Genomic DNA, 18,774 nt, shown 5'->3' on the forward strand with positions numbered 1-18,774 from the left:
CGTGGTTTTTGTTGATCCAGCCGAAAGGTCTCTTTACAACTCTGCGAGACGTTCGAGCTTGCCGGTGCTATCGCCGATGCGCTCGGCCTGCACGCCCATGCGGTCGAGCAGCGACATATACAGGTTGGTGATCGGCGTGCCGCTCTTATAGACGACGTGCCGCCCCGTTTTCAGGCTGCCATCGCCGCGGCCCGCGACAACGACCGGCAGGTCTTCGTGGCTGTGGCGGTTGCCGTCGCTCAGGCCGCTCAGATAGACGACCAGCGAATGATCGAGCAGCGTCCCGCCGGCTTCTTTCGTCGCCTTCAGCCTGGTCAGAAAATAGGCGAACGTTTCGGCGTGCAGACAGTTGATTTTGGCGACCCGTTCAATCCAATCCAGGTTATTGCGATGATGCGTCAGCGGGTGATGCGGGTCGGGAACCTCTATCTCAGGGTAGACGCGCATGCTGCCTTCGCGCCCCAACATCAGCGTCGTCACTCGCGTCAGGTCGGCCTGAAAAGCGACCACTTGCAGGTCGAACATCAGCCGCGCGTATTCGGCGAAGGTGATGGGCACGCCGGCAGGCTTGTCCATCGCCGGCTTCACTTCCTGTTGACTCTTCTCGACGGTGCTGATGCGCTGCTCGATCTCGCGGACGGCGTAGAGGTATTCGTCGAGCTTGCGGCGGTCTGTAGCGCCCAGGCTCTTGTTGAGCTTTTCGGTGTCGGCGCGAACCATGTCGAGGATGCTCTTGCGGTACTGAGCGCGGCGTGTGCGCGTCGCCGCGTCGAGGCTGTAATCGGCCGTGCCAAACAATCGCTCGAATGCCTGACGCGGGTTGATCTCGGGCGGCATCGGCGTCGTCGGCGTGCGCCACGAGATGCTGTTGGTGTAGGCGCAGCTATAGCCCGAATCGCAGTTGCCGACGGTGCGTGAGTCTTCGCAGCCGAGCTCGATGGACGGGAAGCGCGTCTTCGCGCCGATGGCTTGCGCGGCGATCTGATCGGCAGAGATGCCATTCTGAATGTCGGCGCCGGCGGTCTTCTTACAATGCGCGCCGGTCAGAACAGAAGCGCCGGCGCGGGCGTGGTCGCCCGCGCCATCGCCGAGCGCGTTGCCGTTATGATCGTCCAGTCCCGACAGCACCAGCAGGTCGTCGCGGAACGGCTCAAGCGGCTTGAGGATGCGCGTGAACTCGAACGCCTTGCCCGCGGCCTTCGGCGTCCAGTCCTTCATGACGATGCCGTTCGGCACATAGACGAAGGCAAGGCGGACGGGCGCTGTCGCATTCGCGGTCGCGCTCGACGCCAGCGCGGGCACCATCGCATCGAGCATGGGCAGAGCGATTGCCGTCCCCACGCCTTTCAGAAAAGTGCGGCGCGGCAGATGCCGCCGTGTAATGATCATGACGCTTGATCTCCTCTGCGCATTTGAAACGGCAGGCTGCGAACGATCTCCAGCACGAGCGTCGAAAAGCGGTAATCGCCGGCGGCCAGTTGTTTAGTAATTTGCTTCACGGTCGGCCGGTCGTAACGCTCAATGCCGCGGCCCAGCGCGTAGGTCAACAGCTTCTCGGTCAAGCCTTCGGCAAAGCTGTCGCGGTCGGCGCGCAAGATGGCTTTCAGCTCGCGCGGCCCCTTGAACGAGCGCCCGTCGGGCAACGTGCCGGCGGCGTCAATAGCGAACTTGCCGTCACGCACGCGCCACGCGCCGATGGCGTCAAAGTTTTCAAGCCCGAAGCCCAGCGGGTCCATGCGCGAGTGACACGAGGCGCAGGTCGGATTGGCGCGGTGCTGCTCTAACTGCTCGCGCAGCGACGCCGACTGGCCGACCTGCGCTTCGTCGAGGTTGGGCACGTCGGGCGGCGGCGGCGGCGGCGGCGCGTTCAAAAAATTCTCCAGAATCCACTTGCCGCGCAGCACCGGCGAGGTGCGCGTCGCGTAAGACGACACCGTCAGCACGCTCGCCTGAGTCAAGACACCGCCGCGCTCAGTACCGGTCAGCTCGACGCGGCGAAAGTCCGGGCCGCTGACGCCGGGAATTTTATAAAGCTGCGCCAGCCGCTCGTTCAAGAAGGTGTAGTTCCCATCAACAAAGTCGAGGACGCTCAAGTCCTGGCGCACGATGTTGTCAAAGAACATCTCGGTTTCGCGGCGCATAGACATGCGCAGGTAGTCGTCGAACTCCGGGTAGCGCGCACGGTCGGGCTTGACCGATTCCAGCTTGCGCAGCTCCAGCCACTGGCCGCCGAAGTTTTCGACCAGCGCGTGCGACTTCGGGTCTTTCAACATGCGCCGCACCTGCGCCGCCAGCACTTCGGGCTGCTTCAACGTCCCGCGGTCGGCGCAACCGAGCAGGTCGTCATCCGGCATACTGCTCCAGAGAAAGTAAGAGAGACGCGAAGCCAGCTCGTGGTCGTTGAGCGGCGTCGCCGCATCCGCGCCGGCGACCGTAGCGGCTGCCGATTGGCCGCGCTCAATGCGGAACAGGAAATATGGCGAGACCAGCATCGCTTCAATCGCCTGCACCAGACCTTCTTCAAACGAATCGCCGTGACGCCGCGCCATCGTGATCAAGCTGACAAGCTGATTGACTTCCTGCTGAGTGACCGGGCGGCGATAGGCGCGGTGCGCCAGGTCAGCGACGAGCTTGCGCGCACAACCGGCGGTGTGGTGGCCATCGAGATGACCGCAAGTGTAGATCAGTTTCACACTCGCCGCCGCGGGCCCTTTCGCCTGATTGTAAGGCCCGCCGATCTCAAGCGCGCCGATTCGCACGCCGTTGGCCGGCACGGTTTCCGCAAGCCGCGCGTCGAATTCCTTCTTCAGCTCGGCGATGCGCTCAGGCGTCGCCTTCGGCGGCGGCTTGAACTCTGGCGGCGGCGGCTTGGGCCGCTTCGATGGGCTCGGCCCATTGTAAGCCGGCGGCAAGCCTTCATAGAGTTTGAGCAGCGACACCGCCAGCCAGTGATCGCCGGCAGGAAGGCGGACGCGGAAGTCCTGGGCTTTGCCGTCGAACTCTTGCCGGTCGGCGGCAAACGACGCCAGACGGTCGGGATCGAACTGAATGACCTGGGCTTGCTGGCCATCAATCCACAGGCTGATTTGCAGCGGCTCGGAGCCGGCAGGCCGCTCGCCGCCCAGAAAGGCGCGCAGAATGTATTCGCCATCCACGGGGAAGCGGTGCGTCGCGTGGAGCGCGTTGGGCAGGCTCAAGCCGGTCGCGTCATAATCCGTGAGCGGCGTCGTGCGCGGGGTGATCTTCTGGCCGGCGCGGTAACGCGCCAGCGTCGGCTTCAAGAGATCACTGCCGAAGACGGCGGTGCGCGCCAGCCGCTCGGCTGCCGTCAGGTACTTCTCCATCAGCACAGGCGACAGCGACAGCACGTCGCCGATGTTGTCAAAGCCGTAGCCCGAATCGTCCTGCGGAAAATCGTCTGCCGGCTTGAGCGTCACGCCGAGCAGGTCGCGCACCGTGTTGTTATATTCGCTGCGATTGAGGCGGCGGGCGGTGACGCGACCGGGATCGGGTTTGGCGAGCCGGTCTTGACGGGCGAACTCGTCTTCGATGACGCGGCAGACCTGCGCGACTTCGGTTTTATCGGGACGCGGCATGCCTTTGGGCGGCATCTCGCCGGTGCGCAGCTTGTGCAAGACCTTCTCCCAGCGGTCGCGATCCTCGGTGATGGCCGCAGCGTTCTGATAAGCCTCCAGATTCAGCCCGCCGGATTTGAGGTCGGCGCTATGACAGGCGGTACAGTTCGCTTCGATGAAAGGCTGAATGGTTTTGCGGAAGGCGTCCGTTTCTTCGCTCTGTGCGTGCGGCGCAGACGGCGCTATCGCCCTACAGATCAGCAGGAACAAGATAATCAGTAGACGTGTCAGGTTCTTTCTGCTCATACGCATGTACTTAAGATATGGAGGCGCAGGTCAGCCGAAAACGATATTATACGCAAGAAGGGCCGGAGGAAGAAACCACAGATGAGCACCGATAAACACAGATTGTAGAAAAAAGGTCGAATTTCAGGGCTTTTTTATCGGCGTTCATTTGTGGTTTTTTTCTTGCTTTTGCGCGGACGCAACAAGTGGCTATGTCTCGAAAGCCGCGCACTTCAACTCTGTGAATCGCTATCTCGATAACCCCGCGCTCACGGCATGCCTGCCTGAGCTGATCGCCTATAGCGCGTTGCCGCGGAAAGCTCTTGAATTCGAGTTCGGCATCGAACCGAGCTTCACGTCTATGTAACTTCCGGCTTGCATTCCGTGTGCGTTTGGCTACAATGGCGCAGACAGATATTAGGCTGCCACCAGAGCAGTCGGGCGCGTTCGGTTTTTCTCAACTTTTAGGCTTTCAGTCTAAGCCACAGCAGTACCGCAACCAGAGCAATTCCCCACTTAGCTGTATCGTCGGTCGGAGTTTGATTCGATGGCAAACCCCTTACGCCACACTCGCCGGGATAATCTTCGATGCAACCCGGTGTGGCGCAATCGCAATAGCTGGCGTTATCACCCGGCAGCGTATGCCCCGCAAAGGCCGGAAGGGATAGCCCGAACATGAGCAAACAAACGCAAAGCAGTCTTTTCATGGTTTCTCCTTTCAGAAGCGAACCTGCGGGATTCTACCAGGAGTTGTTGCGCGGTGTGCTGACTTATCCACAACTCGGCAGCCGGCTGATACATTTGGCAGAACAGGCGCATAGCCTTCGACAGTTCGGCAAGGTGAAAGAGTATGGGCAACTGCTTGCGAATCTACCGCTCAAGCCTTATCAAGCCATCGGTTACTACTTCTTAGGTGTAGCGGCGAATAGTAGAGGAAAGGGCGATCAAGCCGAAGCCAAGCGATTGTTTGAACTTGTAGTAAGCACTGCGCCAGATACCTACAAGGTGAAAGCCATCCTGTCATTAGGTTCAATATCTATCCGCAAGCAGGACTTTGCTACTGCCGCTAATTGCTTTCAGGAGACAACAAAAACCAGCGGCCTAACCGTGGCGGGTCTACAAGCAATCAAAGCGTTAAGTATCTTAAAGGCAATGGAAGGCAGTCACCGGCAAGCGGTGAACGATTTGGAGAACATCTTGCCGGTCATTAAGTATGCGCCCGCACATATCTACTTCGATCTTCTTAACTCCTACGCCGTCGAGCTTGGCGAGGTGGGCCGCAAAGACGAAGCGAGAAACATCATGCGCCATGTCCTTGCGTCACCATTCGCCTTCGCCTATCCTGAGTGGCAAGATACAGCGGAGGAATTGCGAGAGGCGAATCGTTCATCTGTCGCCGCCAGTCTGGCTCATTACAACGTGCTGACGATGCCAGAGCGTGAACCGAGCGAACAGCGTTCATTTGAGCCGAGACCGGCGCGAGTCTTAGACCTGAGCAAATGGAAAAAGAAGATGGCCAAGAAATCTAACGGCGATCAGACTGAGATAGACATCAGCAACATGACGGCTCAAGACATGGCCATTAAGCTGCTCGAATTGATTACCGAGAATCGCGGCGACTATAAACAGATGCAGAAGATGTTAGATTATGCACTCAAAGTCTTTTCAGAACCCCACAAACCCGCGTAATGACTTTTGATTCAGAAATCCCGTTTGAACTAAAAGTGTGTTCCCTTTCGTACTTTTGGTGCAAAGCCGCGTTTGCCGTGTAGCGCAATCTGTTAGATTGCGCTACATCCATTTGAAAACCGCTCTAAACTACCGTTCAAATAGACCCTGAGATCATGCGTAGGCAATCGCTTCGCGCACGGTCAGCCGCGAGGCGTGCCACGCCGGCACGAAACTGGCCACCGTGCTGAGCAGGATCGACACCGCCAGCCAGATCAGCAGGCCGCTCGGCTCGAAGGAGAAGTTGAATCCGCTTCTGAGCATCATCGCGACCATGAAGGTGCCGAGCGCCTTGCTGACCGGCCATGCGACGAGCGCCGCCAGCGCCCAGCTCAACAGCCCGATGACCGCTCCCTCGGCGACGACGATCAGCCAGACGACCGCCGGCGTCGCGCCGATGGCCCGCAAGACGCCCATCTCGCGCCGCCGCTCCAGCACGTTGAGGCTCATCGTCGTCGTCAGTCCGAGGCCGCCGACGCCCGCCAGGATGCCCGACATGACAATCAGGAAGACGTAGATCATCACCATGTGCTGGTCAAAGCTGTAGCGGCTATCGCCTTTGCTGGCGCTGCTCGTGGCGCGTATGCCTTCCTGCTCAAGATTCCGATCCAGGCTGACGAGGGTGCGGCTGATGGCGACCGGGTCTGTCTTTTCGAGCGCCAGCCGCAGGTTATTGACCATCCCTGCGTGGCCGCCGGGTTGCTCAGGGTAAGCTCGCGGAATGTAGGCCGTCGCCGACGAGAACGGCTCGCGGGCGATGCCGACGACGCGCCATGCGGTTTGCGCCGGGCCGATGCGCAGCTCAATCGTGTTGCCGACTTTCATTCGAGAACTCTTTCCGGCAAGCGCAGTGTTCACGACAACGGCGTCGGTATCGCCGGCCAGCAAGCCGCGCCCTTCGATCAAGTCAGGCTTGAGCATAGTGGTTTCCGCCGGCAGCGCGATAACACTGAAGCGCTCGCCGCCGCTCGCCCCGCCGCCGTGCAGGCCGCCAGGGCTTTCGCTTGCCGGCGCATCGTCGGGGCCAGGGATTGCGCCTTCGGTCATGACCCAGCCTTCCATCCGCTGCACGCCCGCCGTGTTGCTTACGGCGCGCTCGACTTTATCGAGAGAAGCCATGCTGCCGAGATTCACCGTCAGGTCATACTGCCGCGTCGCGAACAAACGGTCGAGCGTGTTGATTAGCGAAGCCCTGACGTTGAGCGCCGACATAAAGAAGACGCCGCCCGCCGCCAGCGTCGTCACGGTCAGCACCAGCCGGGCGCGCCGCCGAAAGCTGTTGCGCAGAGCGAGCAGCAGTGGGCGCGCCACGCCGCTCACTCTCGCCAGCCTGCGGTCGAGCCATTGGCTGCCGAAGGCGTCTTGAGAGACGCCGAAATCCGCCAGCGCTTCGCGCACAGAAACGCCGCTGCCGCGCCATACGGGATAGGCCGCCGCCAGCAACGGCACGATCAAGCCGACCGCGGCGACGCACAGGTAAACCCATGCGGGCACGGCAAAGCTGGTGATGTCGAAATTGAGAAAGACCGCCATGTAGCGACAGAGCGCGCGGCTGCCGAGAATGCCTGGCGGCAGCGCGGCCAGGATGGCCCCCATGCCGAGCAGCAACGCCTGTCCCAGGTAAATCCGCGCAATCTGCCAGCGCGTGCCGCCGATGGCTTTCATCATGCCGATCTGCCGGACTTGCGCGCTCATCAATGCGGTCAGCAAGTTAATGACAAGGATGCTGCTCAATAGCAGCGCAAAGAGGCCGAAGCTCGACATCGACAGCAGCAACAATCCCATGATGTCTGTGTGCGGATGTTTGCCCGGCCTGGGTATATCTATGCGGCGGACGGTGTGCCCGCGGCTTTCGATGGTTTGCTTGACTGACTCGGCGACATTGCGGATGTGCGCCTCGTCATACGGGTCTTCGGCGACCCGGATATTCAGTTGATCGAGATACGGTTCTTCGCCCAACAGCTTGAGCGTCTCCAGCGTGATGTAGCCATAAACCAGATTCTCCATGCGCGCCTGCGCCTGGCCGACATCGTGGACGCTGCCGGTGACGCGCAAGGTCTGCTCTTTGCCATTCGCGGTTCGCACCGTGACCGGGTCGCCGATGCGCGCCTGGGCGACTTGAAAGGCGTCTCTTTCGATCAGCAACTCGCCGGCGGCCGGCGGCCATGCGCCCTGCTCGGGGCTGAGCTTGCTGATGCGGATATCGCCATAGTCTTTGACGACGAAGAGGATCAGGTTGCGCCATTCGACAGGCCCTGCCTTGATGCGCCCGCTCACCACTCGGCGCGGCTCGGCATCGCTCAGGTCGTGATTCGCCTGAATGGTCGTAAGCAACTCGTCGTTGATCGCATCCGTCCGCAAAGTGGCCGAAGCCGGGTTGGTCGCCAGATAGCCTTTGTCCAGCTCGCGGGTCAGAATCGCGTAGCTCGACAGGACGGCTGAAAACGCAGCGATGCCGATGGCCATCGCCAGCACAACCATGACGGTGCGCGTGCGCTGTTGCCAGAAATCGCGGATCATCTTTTGCCGGTATGCAGACATTCGCCACCCTCTCGGTTTCGCTCAGCCGGTCACGCCCGATATCGCCTGCACGATCATGCCATCGGCCAGCTCGATGGTGCGGTCAATCAGCCTGGTGATGTCGCGCTCGTGCGTCGCAATGACTACGGTGGTGCCGAGGTCAGCGAGCTTGCGAAAGAGGTCAAGCACGGCGGTGGCGGTCACTGAATCGAGGTTGCCGGTCGGCTCGTCGGCGATGACCAGAGGCGGGTCGTTGGCAAGCGCGCGGGCAATCGCCGCGCGTTGTTGTTGACCGCCGGAGAGCGCTGCCGGCAGCTTGTCGGCTTGATCGGCGATGCCGACCATGCCGAGCAGTTCGAGCGCGCGGGCGCGGCGTTCACGCGCGGGCCGCAGGTCGCTGAAATCCATCGGCAGCATGACGTTTTCAGCCGCCGTTAACGTCGGCAGCAGTTGAAAGAACTGAAAGACGACGCCGACATGCTTGCCGCGCCAGCGCGCCAGCGCGTTTTCAGAAATCCGGTGCAGCGCCGCGCCCGCAACCATCACTTCGCCGCGACTGGGCCGATCAATGCCGCCGATCAAGTTCAGCAGGGTAGACTTGCCGCTGCCCGACTTTCCCATGATGGCGACGAATTCGCCGCTGCCGATTTCAAGGTCAATGTCGCGCAAGGCCGTATAGTCGCCCGCCGGCGTGGCGTAGCTCTTGCCGACGCTACGCAAACCGATCAATGCGTTTTGCTTCGGTGTCATTGTTCTTTGCGCTCACTCCATGTGATGATGGGACACAGACCGACTGTGAAAGATGAACCGCCGCGCCGTCAACAGGCGTTAGCAAAAGCGGCGGCGAAATCGAACAAAGAGGTATCTGATGTCCGATAAACCACCGGCGACGGAGCGCAAAATTGACCGGCGCGTGCAGCGCACGCATCACTCGCTCGGTGACGCGCTGATCGAGCTGATGCGCGTGAAGCCGTTCGCCGCCATCACGGTGCAGGAAGTCTTGGACCGGGCGCATGTCAGCCGCTCGACTTTTTACATGCACTATCGCAACAAGGACGATCTGTTCTTGAGCGACGTGGATCACTTCTTCGAGAGCATGGCCGGATTGCTGAGGCGGCGCGGCGAGGCGTCGAACCGCGTCGCCCCTGTGCGCGAGCTGTTTGCGCACGTCGCCGAATGGAGCGAGTTTTATTCAGCAATGAAAGCGACGGGCAAGGCTCAAGAGGTTCAGGAGCTGGCCGAAGGACACTTTGCCCGCGCCATCGAGCAACGGCTCGCCGTGCTTGCGCCTACGGCAGCCCCTGCGCCGCGCGCCGCTCAGGCGCATGCGCTCGCGGGCGCGTTGCTGTCGCTGTTGTCGTGGTGGATCGCTCGCGGCAAGCCTCTATCGGCGGCGCAGATGGATGACACTTTTCATCAGGTCGTCTGGTCGGGCGTTAGCGCGGCGGCTGACCAGAAACCGCCGCGCTGAGCTTCGGCAAAGCGTAGCGCAAGGCGGTTAGCTTGCGCATTGCCTGGCGCAAGCTAACCGCCTTGCGCTACACCCGATTGACTACCGCTCTAGTTGGCTTTCTGCTTGATTGCGAAAGTCTGTCCGGCGATGCTGATCTTGCCTTTGCGCGCCGCGCCGCTCGCGTTGGCCGCCACCACGTAGCTCACCACCCCATTGCCCATGCCATCGGCATTCGCCGTCACCGTCAGCCACCCGCTGCGGCTCACCGCTTCCCACCCGCACCCCGCTGCCGCCGTCACACTGATCGTCCCGCCGCCGCCCGCCGCCGCTATCGTTGTGAAGCCCGGCGCTATCGTGCAGCTGCAATCGCCGCCGCCGCGCCCTTCCTGCATCACCGTGAAGTGCTGCCCGGCGACCGTGATCTGCCCGCTGCGCGCGCTGCTGTCGAAGTTCTCGCGGACGGCGAAGCTGACCGGCGCGCTGCCGCTGCCGCTTGCCGTTGATGTCACCATGATCCAGTTGTCATTGCTCGTCGCCGTCCACGGGCAAGCGTTGCCGGCGGCGAGATTGATGTTGCCGCTGCCGCCACTGGCCGGAAAGTAGTGGCTCGTCGGCGTGATGGCATAGGCGCACGACGAGGCCGGAATGCAATAGCGGCCACCGGTGTTGAGCGTGCTGATGGACGAGCCGCCGGTGGATGGGCTGCCGCCCCAGACGATCATCTCCGTGCCCGTCCAGACGGCTGTGTGGTCGTAGCGTTCCGAAGGCGCGGCTGCCGAATCCATCACCCGCCAGCTATTGGTTGACGGGGCATAACGCCCGCCGGTGTTCGTGATTGGGTAGCCGCCCCAGATGACCATCTCGCTGCCCGTCCAGATGGCCGGGTGATGACCGCGCAGGCTCGGCGCAAGGTTGGTGCTGGTCGCCGTCCACGAATCGCTGGCCGGGTTGTAGCGCCCGCCGGTGTCGAGATAGGACGACCCCTGGTCGGTGTCACCGAAGCCGCCCCAGACGATCATGTCATTGCCTGCCCAGACCGCCGAGTGATGATACCGCGCGACGGCATCATTGACGCGGCTGGTCGGCGTCCAGGTATCCGTCGCCGGGTTGTAGCGCCCGCCGCTGTCGGTCACGTAGCCAGCACTATTTCCACCCCAGACGATCATTTCGCTGCCCGTCCACACCGCCGTGTGGCCTTCGCGCCCGCTGGGCACGTTGTTCACGCTGGTCGCTGTCCATATATCAGTTGCCGGATTGTAGCGACCGCCCGTAGTCAGCCCAACGCCGCGGTAGCCGACGTGGCCACCCCAGACGATCATTTCACTTCCCGTCCAGATGATCGTGTGAGTCCGCCGGCCGACTGGCGCATTGACGGTGCTAACCGGCGTCCAGGTATCCGACGCGGGATTGTAACGACCGCCACTGTTCAGCTCATGGGCGTTGTGGCCGCCCCAGACAATCATCTCGCTGCCCGTCCAGATCGCTTGATGCTCAGTGCGCGCTTCGGGCGCGTTGACCATGCTGATCGCCGTCCACGTATCCGTCGCCGGATCATAGCGCGCGCCGGTGTTCAAATAGCCGCTACTGCCGACGCCGCCCCAGACGATCATTTCGCTGCCCGTCCACACCGCCGTGTGCGCAGTCCTTGCGTCAGGAGCATTCGTCATACTGGTGGGCGTCCACCCATCATCATTCGTGCATGAAGCGGGAGAAGGAGCGGCTGTGGGCAGGTAATGCGCATTCGCCCGCCTGCCGGGTGGCACACCGGCGACGACGGTTCCGAGCGCCAGTGCGAAAACCAGTAGCAGCCGGGCGATCCTCTTATGCGTAAACATAACGATTGATCTCCAAAACCGGACGGCTGTCGGATTGCTCACTGCACAAGCATCATCTTAAAAAGCTCACACAGAGTCGTTCAGTTGGCTTTCTGTTTGATAGCAAACGTCTGCCCGGCGACGCTGATCTTGCCTTTGCGCGCCGCGCCGCTCGCGTTGGCCGCCACCACGTAGCTCACCACCCCATTGCCCATGCCATCGGCATTCGCCGTCACCGTCAGCCACCCGCTGCGGCTCACCGCTTCCCACCCGCACCCCGTTGCCGCCGTCACACTGATCGTCCCGCTGCCGCCCGCCGCCGCTATCGTCGTGAAGGTCGGCGACACCGCGTAGCTGCAATCGCCACCGCCGCGCCCTTCCTGCATCACCGTGAAGTGCTGCCCGGCGACCGTGATCTGCCCGCTGCGCGCGCTGCTGTCGAGATTCTCACGGACGGCGAAGCTGACCAGGGCGCTGCCGCTGCCGCTTGCCGTTGATGTCACCATGATCCAGTTGTCATTGCTCGTCGCCGTCCAGCTACAGCCGTTGGGCGCTGTCAGGTTGAAGCTGCCGCCGCCGCCTGTGGCCGGAAGCATCTGGCTGCTCGACGATAGCGCGGCGACGCACGAGGCTGCCGATTGCGAGTTGCGCGTGACGATGACCACGTTATCCTCGCGCGCGAAGGCGAACAGGCCGCCATCCGGCGAATAGGCGACTCCGGTCACATAAGAACCAGGATTGTTCGGGTCCTGGTAAAAGGTTTTGATCAGCGCGCCGTCCGTGAGGCGAAAGAATCGCACGGCCCCGTTGTAGGCGCGGTCGCCCGAGCCTGCGGCGATGACCTGCTGATCGGGCGAGAAGGCCAGGCTGATGACGCCATTGTTGTTGCCCTCGATGAAGCGCAGGAAGGCGCCGTCCGCCGCGCGCCAGAACTTGATCGAGCAATCTGTGCATTGACCATACTGGTCTATGGCGATGCTGCCGGCGGCCAGCGTCTGTTTGTCAGGCGAGACGGCCAGCGTGCGCGTCGAGACGGCCTCGCTCAAGTCCTGCACCAACGCGCCATCCGCGACGCGGAAGAGCGCCACACCGGCCTGCCCACCGAGCGCCAGCGTCTGCCCATTGTCGAGGAAGGCCAGCGCACGGATTCGCGCCCGGTAGCCGACGCCGCCGTTGAGCGTGCGGATCAAAGTCATGTCAGGCATATGCCATAGCTTGGCGGTGCCGTCATTGCCTCCCGAAGCCAGCAACTGGCTATCGGGCGAGAAGGCCAGCGCCACCGTGCCATTGTTATGCGCGCTGATACGCCCGCCGATGAGCGCCCCATCACCGACGCGGAAGACGTCGAGGTTCTGGTTGAATGCCTGTATCCCGATGGCCGCATACTGACCGTCGGGAGACAGCACGGCGGTGTTCGGGCCGTCGCCGTTGTACGGCAGCGTGAAGTCGTGCAGCAAGCGGCCATCGGCGGCGTTCCACAGCTTCGTTCCTGTCAGCAACAGTTGCCCATCGGAGGAAAAGGCGACGGACGGCCCGGCGTTGCTGGCCTGCCATACGATGTCTGGCTGATCCTGAGCCGCGGTTGACGCGCTGAACATGACCGGCAGCAGCAACAACCCGGCAATGATGAGGTGCGTGATGGCGCTCGGGCGATTCGCTCTCATGGTGGGCAACCTCCAGGAGGTTGAGTCCGGAAGGAATCGCGTCCTGTGATTGATTATACACCCGGAGGGGGGAAAGGGAAGCGCCGACCCGGCCACTTGAAAGCCGGCCAGTAAGCCTATACCCTAGTGCGACGACCGAAAGGCAAAACACCAATCACCGTGGAGGGACCAGGACAGATGCTCAGGAAATTCTCAAGACGTGCCTTCGCAAAACTGATGGGGACGGCGGCGCTTAGCTCGGCGGCGCTCCCCGGGCTCGGCTCCCAGTTGCCGAGCGTTCAACGAACGACGGCTGCCGGCCCCGGCGCTCGGCGCTTCCCCGCAGATTTCCTCTGGGGCACTGCCACCGCTTCTTATCAGGTCGAAGGCGCGGTGGGCGAAGACGGGCGCGGCCCCTCGATCTGGGACACCTTCTCGCACACGCCGGGCAAGGTGGTCAACAACGCCACCGGCGATGTCGCCGATGATCACTATCACCGCTTCAAAGAAGACGTGCAGTTGATGAAGGCGCTCGGCGTCAAAGTCTATCGCTTCTCGATTGCCTGGCCGCGCGTCTTCCCGCAAGGCGCGGGATCGCCCAACCCGAAGGGGCTGGATTTCTACAATCGCCTGGTTGACGAGCTGCTTGCCAACGGCATTCAGCCCTTCGCGACGCTCTATCACTGGGACCTGCCGCAGGCGCTACAGGAGAGAGGCGGCGGCTGGGAATCGCGCGACACCTCGAAGGCGTTCGGCGATTATGCCGGCTATGTCGCCGAGCACCTTTCGGATCGCGTCAAGCACTTCTTCACGATCAACGAGTTCGGCGCGTTCGTCGAGCTCGGCTATCGCATCGGCATTCACGCGCCGGGCGTCAAGCTGCCGCCGGGGCGATTCAACCAGACGCGCCACCATGCGGTGCTCGGCCACGGCCTAGCGGTGCAGGCGATTCGCGCTCACGCCAAACGCGGCACGCGTGTCGGTCTGGCCGAGAACATGACGATCTGTGTTCCGGTCATCGAGAGCGCGCCGCACATCGAGGCCGCCGGGCGCGCCACTCGCGAGCTGAACGCGCAGTACATGACGGTGATTCAGGAAGGCAAGTACACCGACGCTTATCTGGCGCAGGCCGGAGCCGACGCGCCGAAGTTCACGCCCGAAGACTTGAAGATCATCTCCAGCCCGCTCGACTTCGTCGGCATCAACATCTACACCCCGCTCTACATCCGCGCCGACGATTCCGCGGCAGGCTTCCGCGTCGTGCAACACCCGGCGTCGTTCCCGCACATGGCGTCGCCGTGGCTGTTCGTCGGCCCGGAGGCGCTCTACTGGGGGCCGCGCCACGTCGCTCGGCTCTGGAACGTCAAAGAGATTTACATTACCGAGAACGGCTGCTCGTCTTCAGACATCCCGGCCGCCGATGGCCGCGTCTACGACACAGACCGCGTGATGTACCTGCGCAACTACCTGACGCAGTTGCAGCGGGCGACCGCCGATGGCGTGCCGGTGCGCGGCTACTTCCTGTGGAGCCTGATGGACAATTTCGAGTGGGCCGACGGCTACACCAACCGCTTCGGCATCCACTATGTTGACTACAAGACGCAGAAGCGGACGCCGAAGCTGAGCGCCGATTTCTACCGCGAGGTGATCGCCCGCAACAGCGTAATGTAAGGCAAAAGTAAAAAGTAAAAAGGCAAAAGTAAGGAGGTAAAGTGAATAAGTGGCATGGCCTACCTTTTAATCCGGCTCCGCCCTTTTTACTTTTACCTTTTTACTTTTGCCTTCGCACAAGGAGGATGAAGATGTCTCGATATGTCGTCGTCGCAATGGCGCTCGTCGCCGCGCTGATGCTCGGCGGGCGCTGCATGGCGCAGCCGCAGGCGCAACCCGCGCCGCCAACCGCCGTCAGTAAGAACGATTACAGCAAGGCCGAATCCTGGCTCTGCCGTCCCGGGCGCAAGGACGCCTGCGCCATCGATTTGACGACCACCGTGGTCGCCGCCAATGGCAAGCTGACGCGCGAAACCTGGAAGGCAGACACGAAAGCGCCAATCGATTGTTTCTACGTCTACCCGACGGTCTCGATGGACCCGACGCCCAACAGCGACATGCAGGCCGGCCAGGAAGAGATGAACGTCATCCACCAGCAGTTCGCGCGCTTTACCTCGGTCTGCCGCCCTTACGCGCCGCTCTATCGGCAGGTGACGCTCACGGCGTTGCGCGCGGCGCTCACCGGCAAGCCGCTGGCGGCTGACCGCGTGATGGCCTATAACGATGTCGCCGACGCCTGGAAGTATTACCTTGAGCATGACAACCAGGGGCGCGGCGTCGTGTTGATCGGCCACTCGCAAGGCTCAGGCGTGCTAACGCAACTGATTCGCAACGAGATTGACGGCAAGCCGGCGCAGGCGCGTCTGATTTCGGCCATGCTGCTCGGCACCAACCTGTCTGTGCCGAAGGGCAAAGATGTCGGCGGCGCGTTCAAAAATGTGCCGCTCTGTCATTCGGCTTCGCAGACGGGCTGCGTTATCGCCTACGCTTCGTTCCGCGCCAGCGCCCCGCCGCCGGCCAACACGCGCTTCGGTCGCGTGCAAGGCGACGGCATGGTGGCTGCGTGCGTCAACCCCGCGGCGCTCGGCGGCGGCAGCGGCGAATTGCATGCGTATCTGACGAATTCAGCGGGCGGCATCATCCCGACGGCTGAGCCGAAGCCGTGGGTGACGCCGACGCAGCCGATCACCACGCCATTCGTCAGCCTGCCCGGCATGCTGACTGCCGAGTGTGTAGCCAACGAGCAAGGCTCTTACCTTGCGGTCACCGTGCATGGCGACCCGGCGGACCCGCGCGTAGACGACATTGTCGGCGACATCATCAGCAATGGGCAGGTGCTGGCCGACTGGGGGCTGCACCTGATCGATGTCAACCTGGCGATGGGCAATCTCGTAGAGGTCGCGCGCCAGCAAGGCAAAGCCTACCTCCGGCAGAAGCACGAGTAGGAGCTAGGGACTAGGGATTAGGGGCTAGGAGCTAGTAAGAAAGTAGCGTTGACCCGCGGCTTTTCCGGCTAGTCCCTAGCCCCTAACTCCTAGTCCCTTACTCATAGCGCAGCGCGACAATCGGATTGACCTTTGTGGCCCGCCGCGCCGGCAGGTAGCAGGCCAGCAGCGACACGGCGATCAAGAGCAACGCCACACCGGCGAAGGTCAACGGATCGGTCGCGCTGACGCCGTACAGCAAGCCCGCCATCACGCGCGTCAGCGCCAGCGAGGCCAGCACGCCCACCGCCACGCCGAGCAACGCCACGCGGCCTCCCTCTGTAAGAATCAGCCGCAACACGTCACGCGCCTGCGCGCCGAGCGCCATGCGAATGCCGATCTCCTGCGTGCGCTCGGTGACCGCATAGCTCATCACGCCGTAGAGGCCGATGACGGCAAGCAGGAGCGCAACCGCTGCGAAGCTGCCGAGCAGCAGCATATTGAAGCGGCGCTCGGAGACCGATTCGCCAAGCCGCTCGGCCATGGTTTCGATGTTGGCGAGCGGCTGATCCGGGTCTATGGCCTGCACCTGCTCGCGCACGCCCGCCAGCAAATCATCTGGTTGACCGCCGCCGCGAACCACAAGATACATCGCCCCGACCGGCCACGCGGGCATGCGCCGCTGCCTGTACGGCACGTACATTTCCGGCTTCACCTCTTTATCCAATCCCTTGTGCCGCACGTTGCCGACAACACCGATGATCGTCAACCACGGGAAAGGCGATTGCAACCCGCCGAGCTTGATGCGTTTGTCCAGGGCGCCATCGTCGGCGAAGAACTTGCGGGCGAACGCTTCGTTGACCACGACGTTGACCTCAGCGCCGGCGTCTCGCTCTTGCAAGGCGCGGCCCTGCACCACCGGGATGCCCATCGTTTGAAAGTAGTTCGTGCTGACGACGACGTAGTCGCTGGTCGGCTGCACGTCGCCCGGCAACCCTTGCATGCCTTGCCGCCCTTCGATGATGAAGTTGCGGTCATTGCTATAGCCGCTCAAAGGCAGCGCCGACACGACGCCGGCAGATTCAACGCCGGGCAGCGCCCCGACGCGCTCGATGAGCTGGTCGAAGAAAGCGCGCTTGCGCTCAGGCTCGGCGTACTTTTCAGACGTTAACACGATGCGCGCCGAGAGCGCGTTACGAGCGTCGAAGCCCGGACTGACCTGGCTGAGGTTGAAGAAGCTCTTGATCATTAAGCCGGCGCCTATCGACAGCGTCAGCGCGAGGGCGACTTCGGAGACCACCAACACGCTGCGCAAACGTTTGCCGCGCCGGCCATCGCTCGATGATCTGCCGCCGCCGCTTTTTAACGCCTCGTTGAGGTCGAGCAACGAGGCTTGCAGCGCCGGTGCCAGTCCGAACAACAAGCCGGTGACGACGGAAATCAACAGCGTGAAGAGCAAGGCGCGGCTGTCGATGGCGACCTCTTGCAGGCGGGGAATGTCACCCGGCGCGGCGGCGACCAGCGCCTTCTCTCCCCAGAGCGCTAACAGCAGGCCGAGCCCGCCGCCGGTGACTGCCAGCAGCAGGCTTTCAGTCAGCAGTTGCCGCATCAAGCGCCCGCGGCTGGCCCCGAGCGCCGCGCGTAGCGCCATCTCCCGCCGTCGCGTACTGGCGCGCGCCAGCAGCAGGTTGGCGACGTTGGCGCACGCCGTCAGCAGAACGAAACCGACAGCGCCGAGCAAGACGAGAAGCGCCGGGCGAACGTCGCCGACCGTCTGCTCGTGCAGCGAGACGAGATCGATGCCAAAGCCCTTCGGATACGCATCGCCGTGTTGTTCGCCGATGTGCGCGGCGAGCGCCTTCATCTCTGCTTGCGCCTGCGCAATCGTCGCGCCCGGCTTCAGCCGCGCGATCACGTCGAGGCCATGTGAGCCGCGCTCGCCTTCTTTCAGGTCGTCAGACGCGAATGCCACCGGCACCCAGACGGCGATATTTTTGTAAGGGTAGTCGAACGAGCCAGGCATGACGCCGATGATCGTGAACGGCTTGCCGTCGAGCTGCGCGGTCTTGCCGATAATGTTCGCGTCGGCGCCGAAGCGCTGCTGCCACAGACGGCCGCTGATGACCGCGACCCGCTCGGCGCCGGGCCGGTCTTCGTCTTCCGAAAACACGCGGCCCAGCTCGGGCGACACGCCGAGCAGCGGGAAAAGGCTGGCCGTGACTTTGGCGCCGACGACGCGCACCGGCTGGTCGCCGCCCGTGAAGTTGAAGCCTTGCCAGTGATAAGCCGCGAACTGCTCGAACGATTGATCGGCCGCTTGATAATCAAGAAACTCGGGCGGCGAAGCGTTCATCTGTTCGAGGCCCTCGCGGTAGAGATTGCCCCAGACCATCACCAGCCTTTCGGGCGCTTTGTAGGGCAGCGGTCGCAGCAATACCGAGTTGACGACGCTGAAGATGGCCGTCGTCGCGCCGATGCCTAAAGCGAGCGTGATGATGGCCACCGCCGCGAACCCCGGCGCGCTGCGCAGCCTCCGCCCGCCGTAGCGCAGGTCGTTCGCCATCTGCTCCAACCACCGCCACCCCCACACATCTCGTGTCACCTCTTTGACCAGCCCGACGTTGCCGAATTCTCGCAGCGCCGCCCGCCTGGCTTGCTCAGCCGTCTCGCCGCGCTCCATACGGTCGCGCACCGCCATCTCCAGGTGCGCGCGGATCTCCTCGTCGAGCTCTTCATCGCGCCGCCGCCACAACGGAAATCTCATGTTTAACTCCGCTTGCC

11 protein-coding genes are annotated in these 18,774 nt (G+C 62.6%); 4 read left to right on the forward strand and 7 right to left on the reverse strand.

The features are described 5' to 3' along the window. Positions 1–33: 33 nt before the first annotated feature. Together VJ464_00525 and VJ464_00530 are read right to left on the reverse strand one after the other, a co-directional pair. The gene (locus VJ464_00525) at positions 34–1,389 is read right to left on the reverse strand and encodes a DUF1552 domain-containing protein (GenBank protein HKQ03585.1); all 1,356 of its coding nucleotides are present in this window, start codon (positions 1,387–1,389) and stop codon (positions 34–36) included. Then, positions 1,386–3,881 (reverse strand): DUF1592 domain-containing protein, encoded by a 2,496-nt coding sequence (locus VJ464_00530; GenBank protein HKQ03586.1) that lies wholly within the window; start codon positions 3,879–3,881, stop codon positions 1,386–1,388. The genes VJ464_00525 and VJ464_00530 overlap by 4 nt, the downstream gene beginning before the upstream one ends. Before the next feature lie 654 nt (positions 3,882–4,535). Here VJ464_00530 and VJ464_00535 point away from each other — a divergent pair. Next, positions 4,536–5,549: a hypothetical protein gene (locus tag VJ464_00535; GenBank protein ID HKQ03587.1), complete on the forward strand. Its 1,014-nt coding sequence runs from the start codon at positions 4,536–4,538 to the stop codon at positions 5,547–5,549. 153 nt (positions 5,550–5,702) lie between these two features. Here the strand turns inward: VJ464_00535 and VJ464_00540 are convergent, their stop codons facing one another. After that, entirely contained in the window at positions 5,703–8,129 is a 2,427-nt protein-coding gene (locus tag VJ464_00540; protein HKQ03588.1) for an FtsX-like permease family protein, read from the reverse strand. 21 nt (positions 8,130–8,150) lie between these two features. Then, complete coding sequence (locus tag VJ464_00545) at positions 8,151–8,858, reverse strand: ABC transporter ATP-binding protein (protein ID HKQ03589.1); 708 nt, start codon at positions 8,856–8,858, stop codon at positions 8,151–8,153. A gap of 118 nt (positions 8,859–8,976) precedes the next feature. Between VJ464_00545 and VJ464_00550 the strand changes: the two genes are divergently transcribed. Then, positions 8,977–9,579 (forward strand): TetR/AcrR family transcriptional regulator, encoded by a 603-nt coding sequence (locus VJ464_00550; protein ID HKQ03590.1) that lies wholly within the window; start codon positions 8,977–8,979, stop codon positions 9,577–9,579. 89 nt (positions 9,580–9,668) lie between these two features. Here VJ464_00550 and VJ464_00555 read toward each other — a convergent pair whose 3' ends face one another. Then, complete coding sequence (locus tag VJ464_00555) at positions 9,669–11,396, reverse strand: BACON domain-containing carbohydrate-binding protein (GenBank protein ID HKQ03591.1); 1,728 nt, start codon at positions 11,394–11,396, stop codon at positions 9,669–9,671. Positions 11,397–11,476: 80 nt separating this feature from the next. Next, positions 11,477–13,039 carry a BACON domain-containing carbohydrate-binding protein gene (locus VJ464_00560; protein ID HKQ03592.1) on the reverse strand — a complete coding sequence of 521 codons (1,563 nt, stop codon included), beginning with the start codon at positions 13,037–13,039 and terminating at the stop codon, positions 11,477–11,479. Positions 13,040–13,216: 177 nt separating this feature from the next. On the opposite strand from VJ464_00560, the gene VJ464_00565 reads away from it, so the two are divergent. Continuing rightward, on the forward strand, positions 13,217–14,689 hold the full coding sequence (locus tag VJ464_00565; protein HKQ03593.1) for a GH1 family beta-glucosidase: 1,473 nt from the start codon (positions 13,217–13,219) through the stop codon (positions 14,687–14,689). Positions 14,690–14,820: 131 nt separating this feature from the next. Further along, on the forward strand, positions 14,821–16,014 hold the full coding sequence (locus tag VJ464_00570; GenBank protein ID HKQ03594.1) for a DUF3089 domain-containing protein: 1,194 nt from the start codon (positions 14,821–14,823) through the stop codon (positions 16,012–16,014). Positions 16,015–16,111: 97 nt separating this feature from the next. On the opposite strand, the gene VJ464_00575 is transcribed toward VJ464_00570, so the two are convergent. Beyond that, complete coding sequence (locus tag VJ464_00575; protein ID HKQ03595.1) at positions 16,112–18,757, reverse strand: ABC transporter permease; 2,646 nt, start codon at positions 18,755–18,757, stop codon at positions 16,112–16,114. Between the last annotated feature and the right edge of the window lie 17 nt (positions 18,758–18,774).

This window comes from Blastocatellia bacterium (assembly GCA_035275065.1).
Classification (GTDB): Bacteria; Acidobacteriota; Blastocatellia; order UBA7656; family UBA7656; genus DATENM01.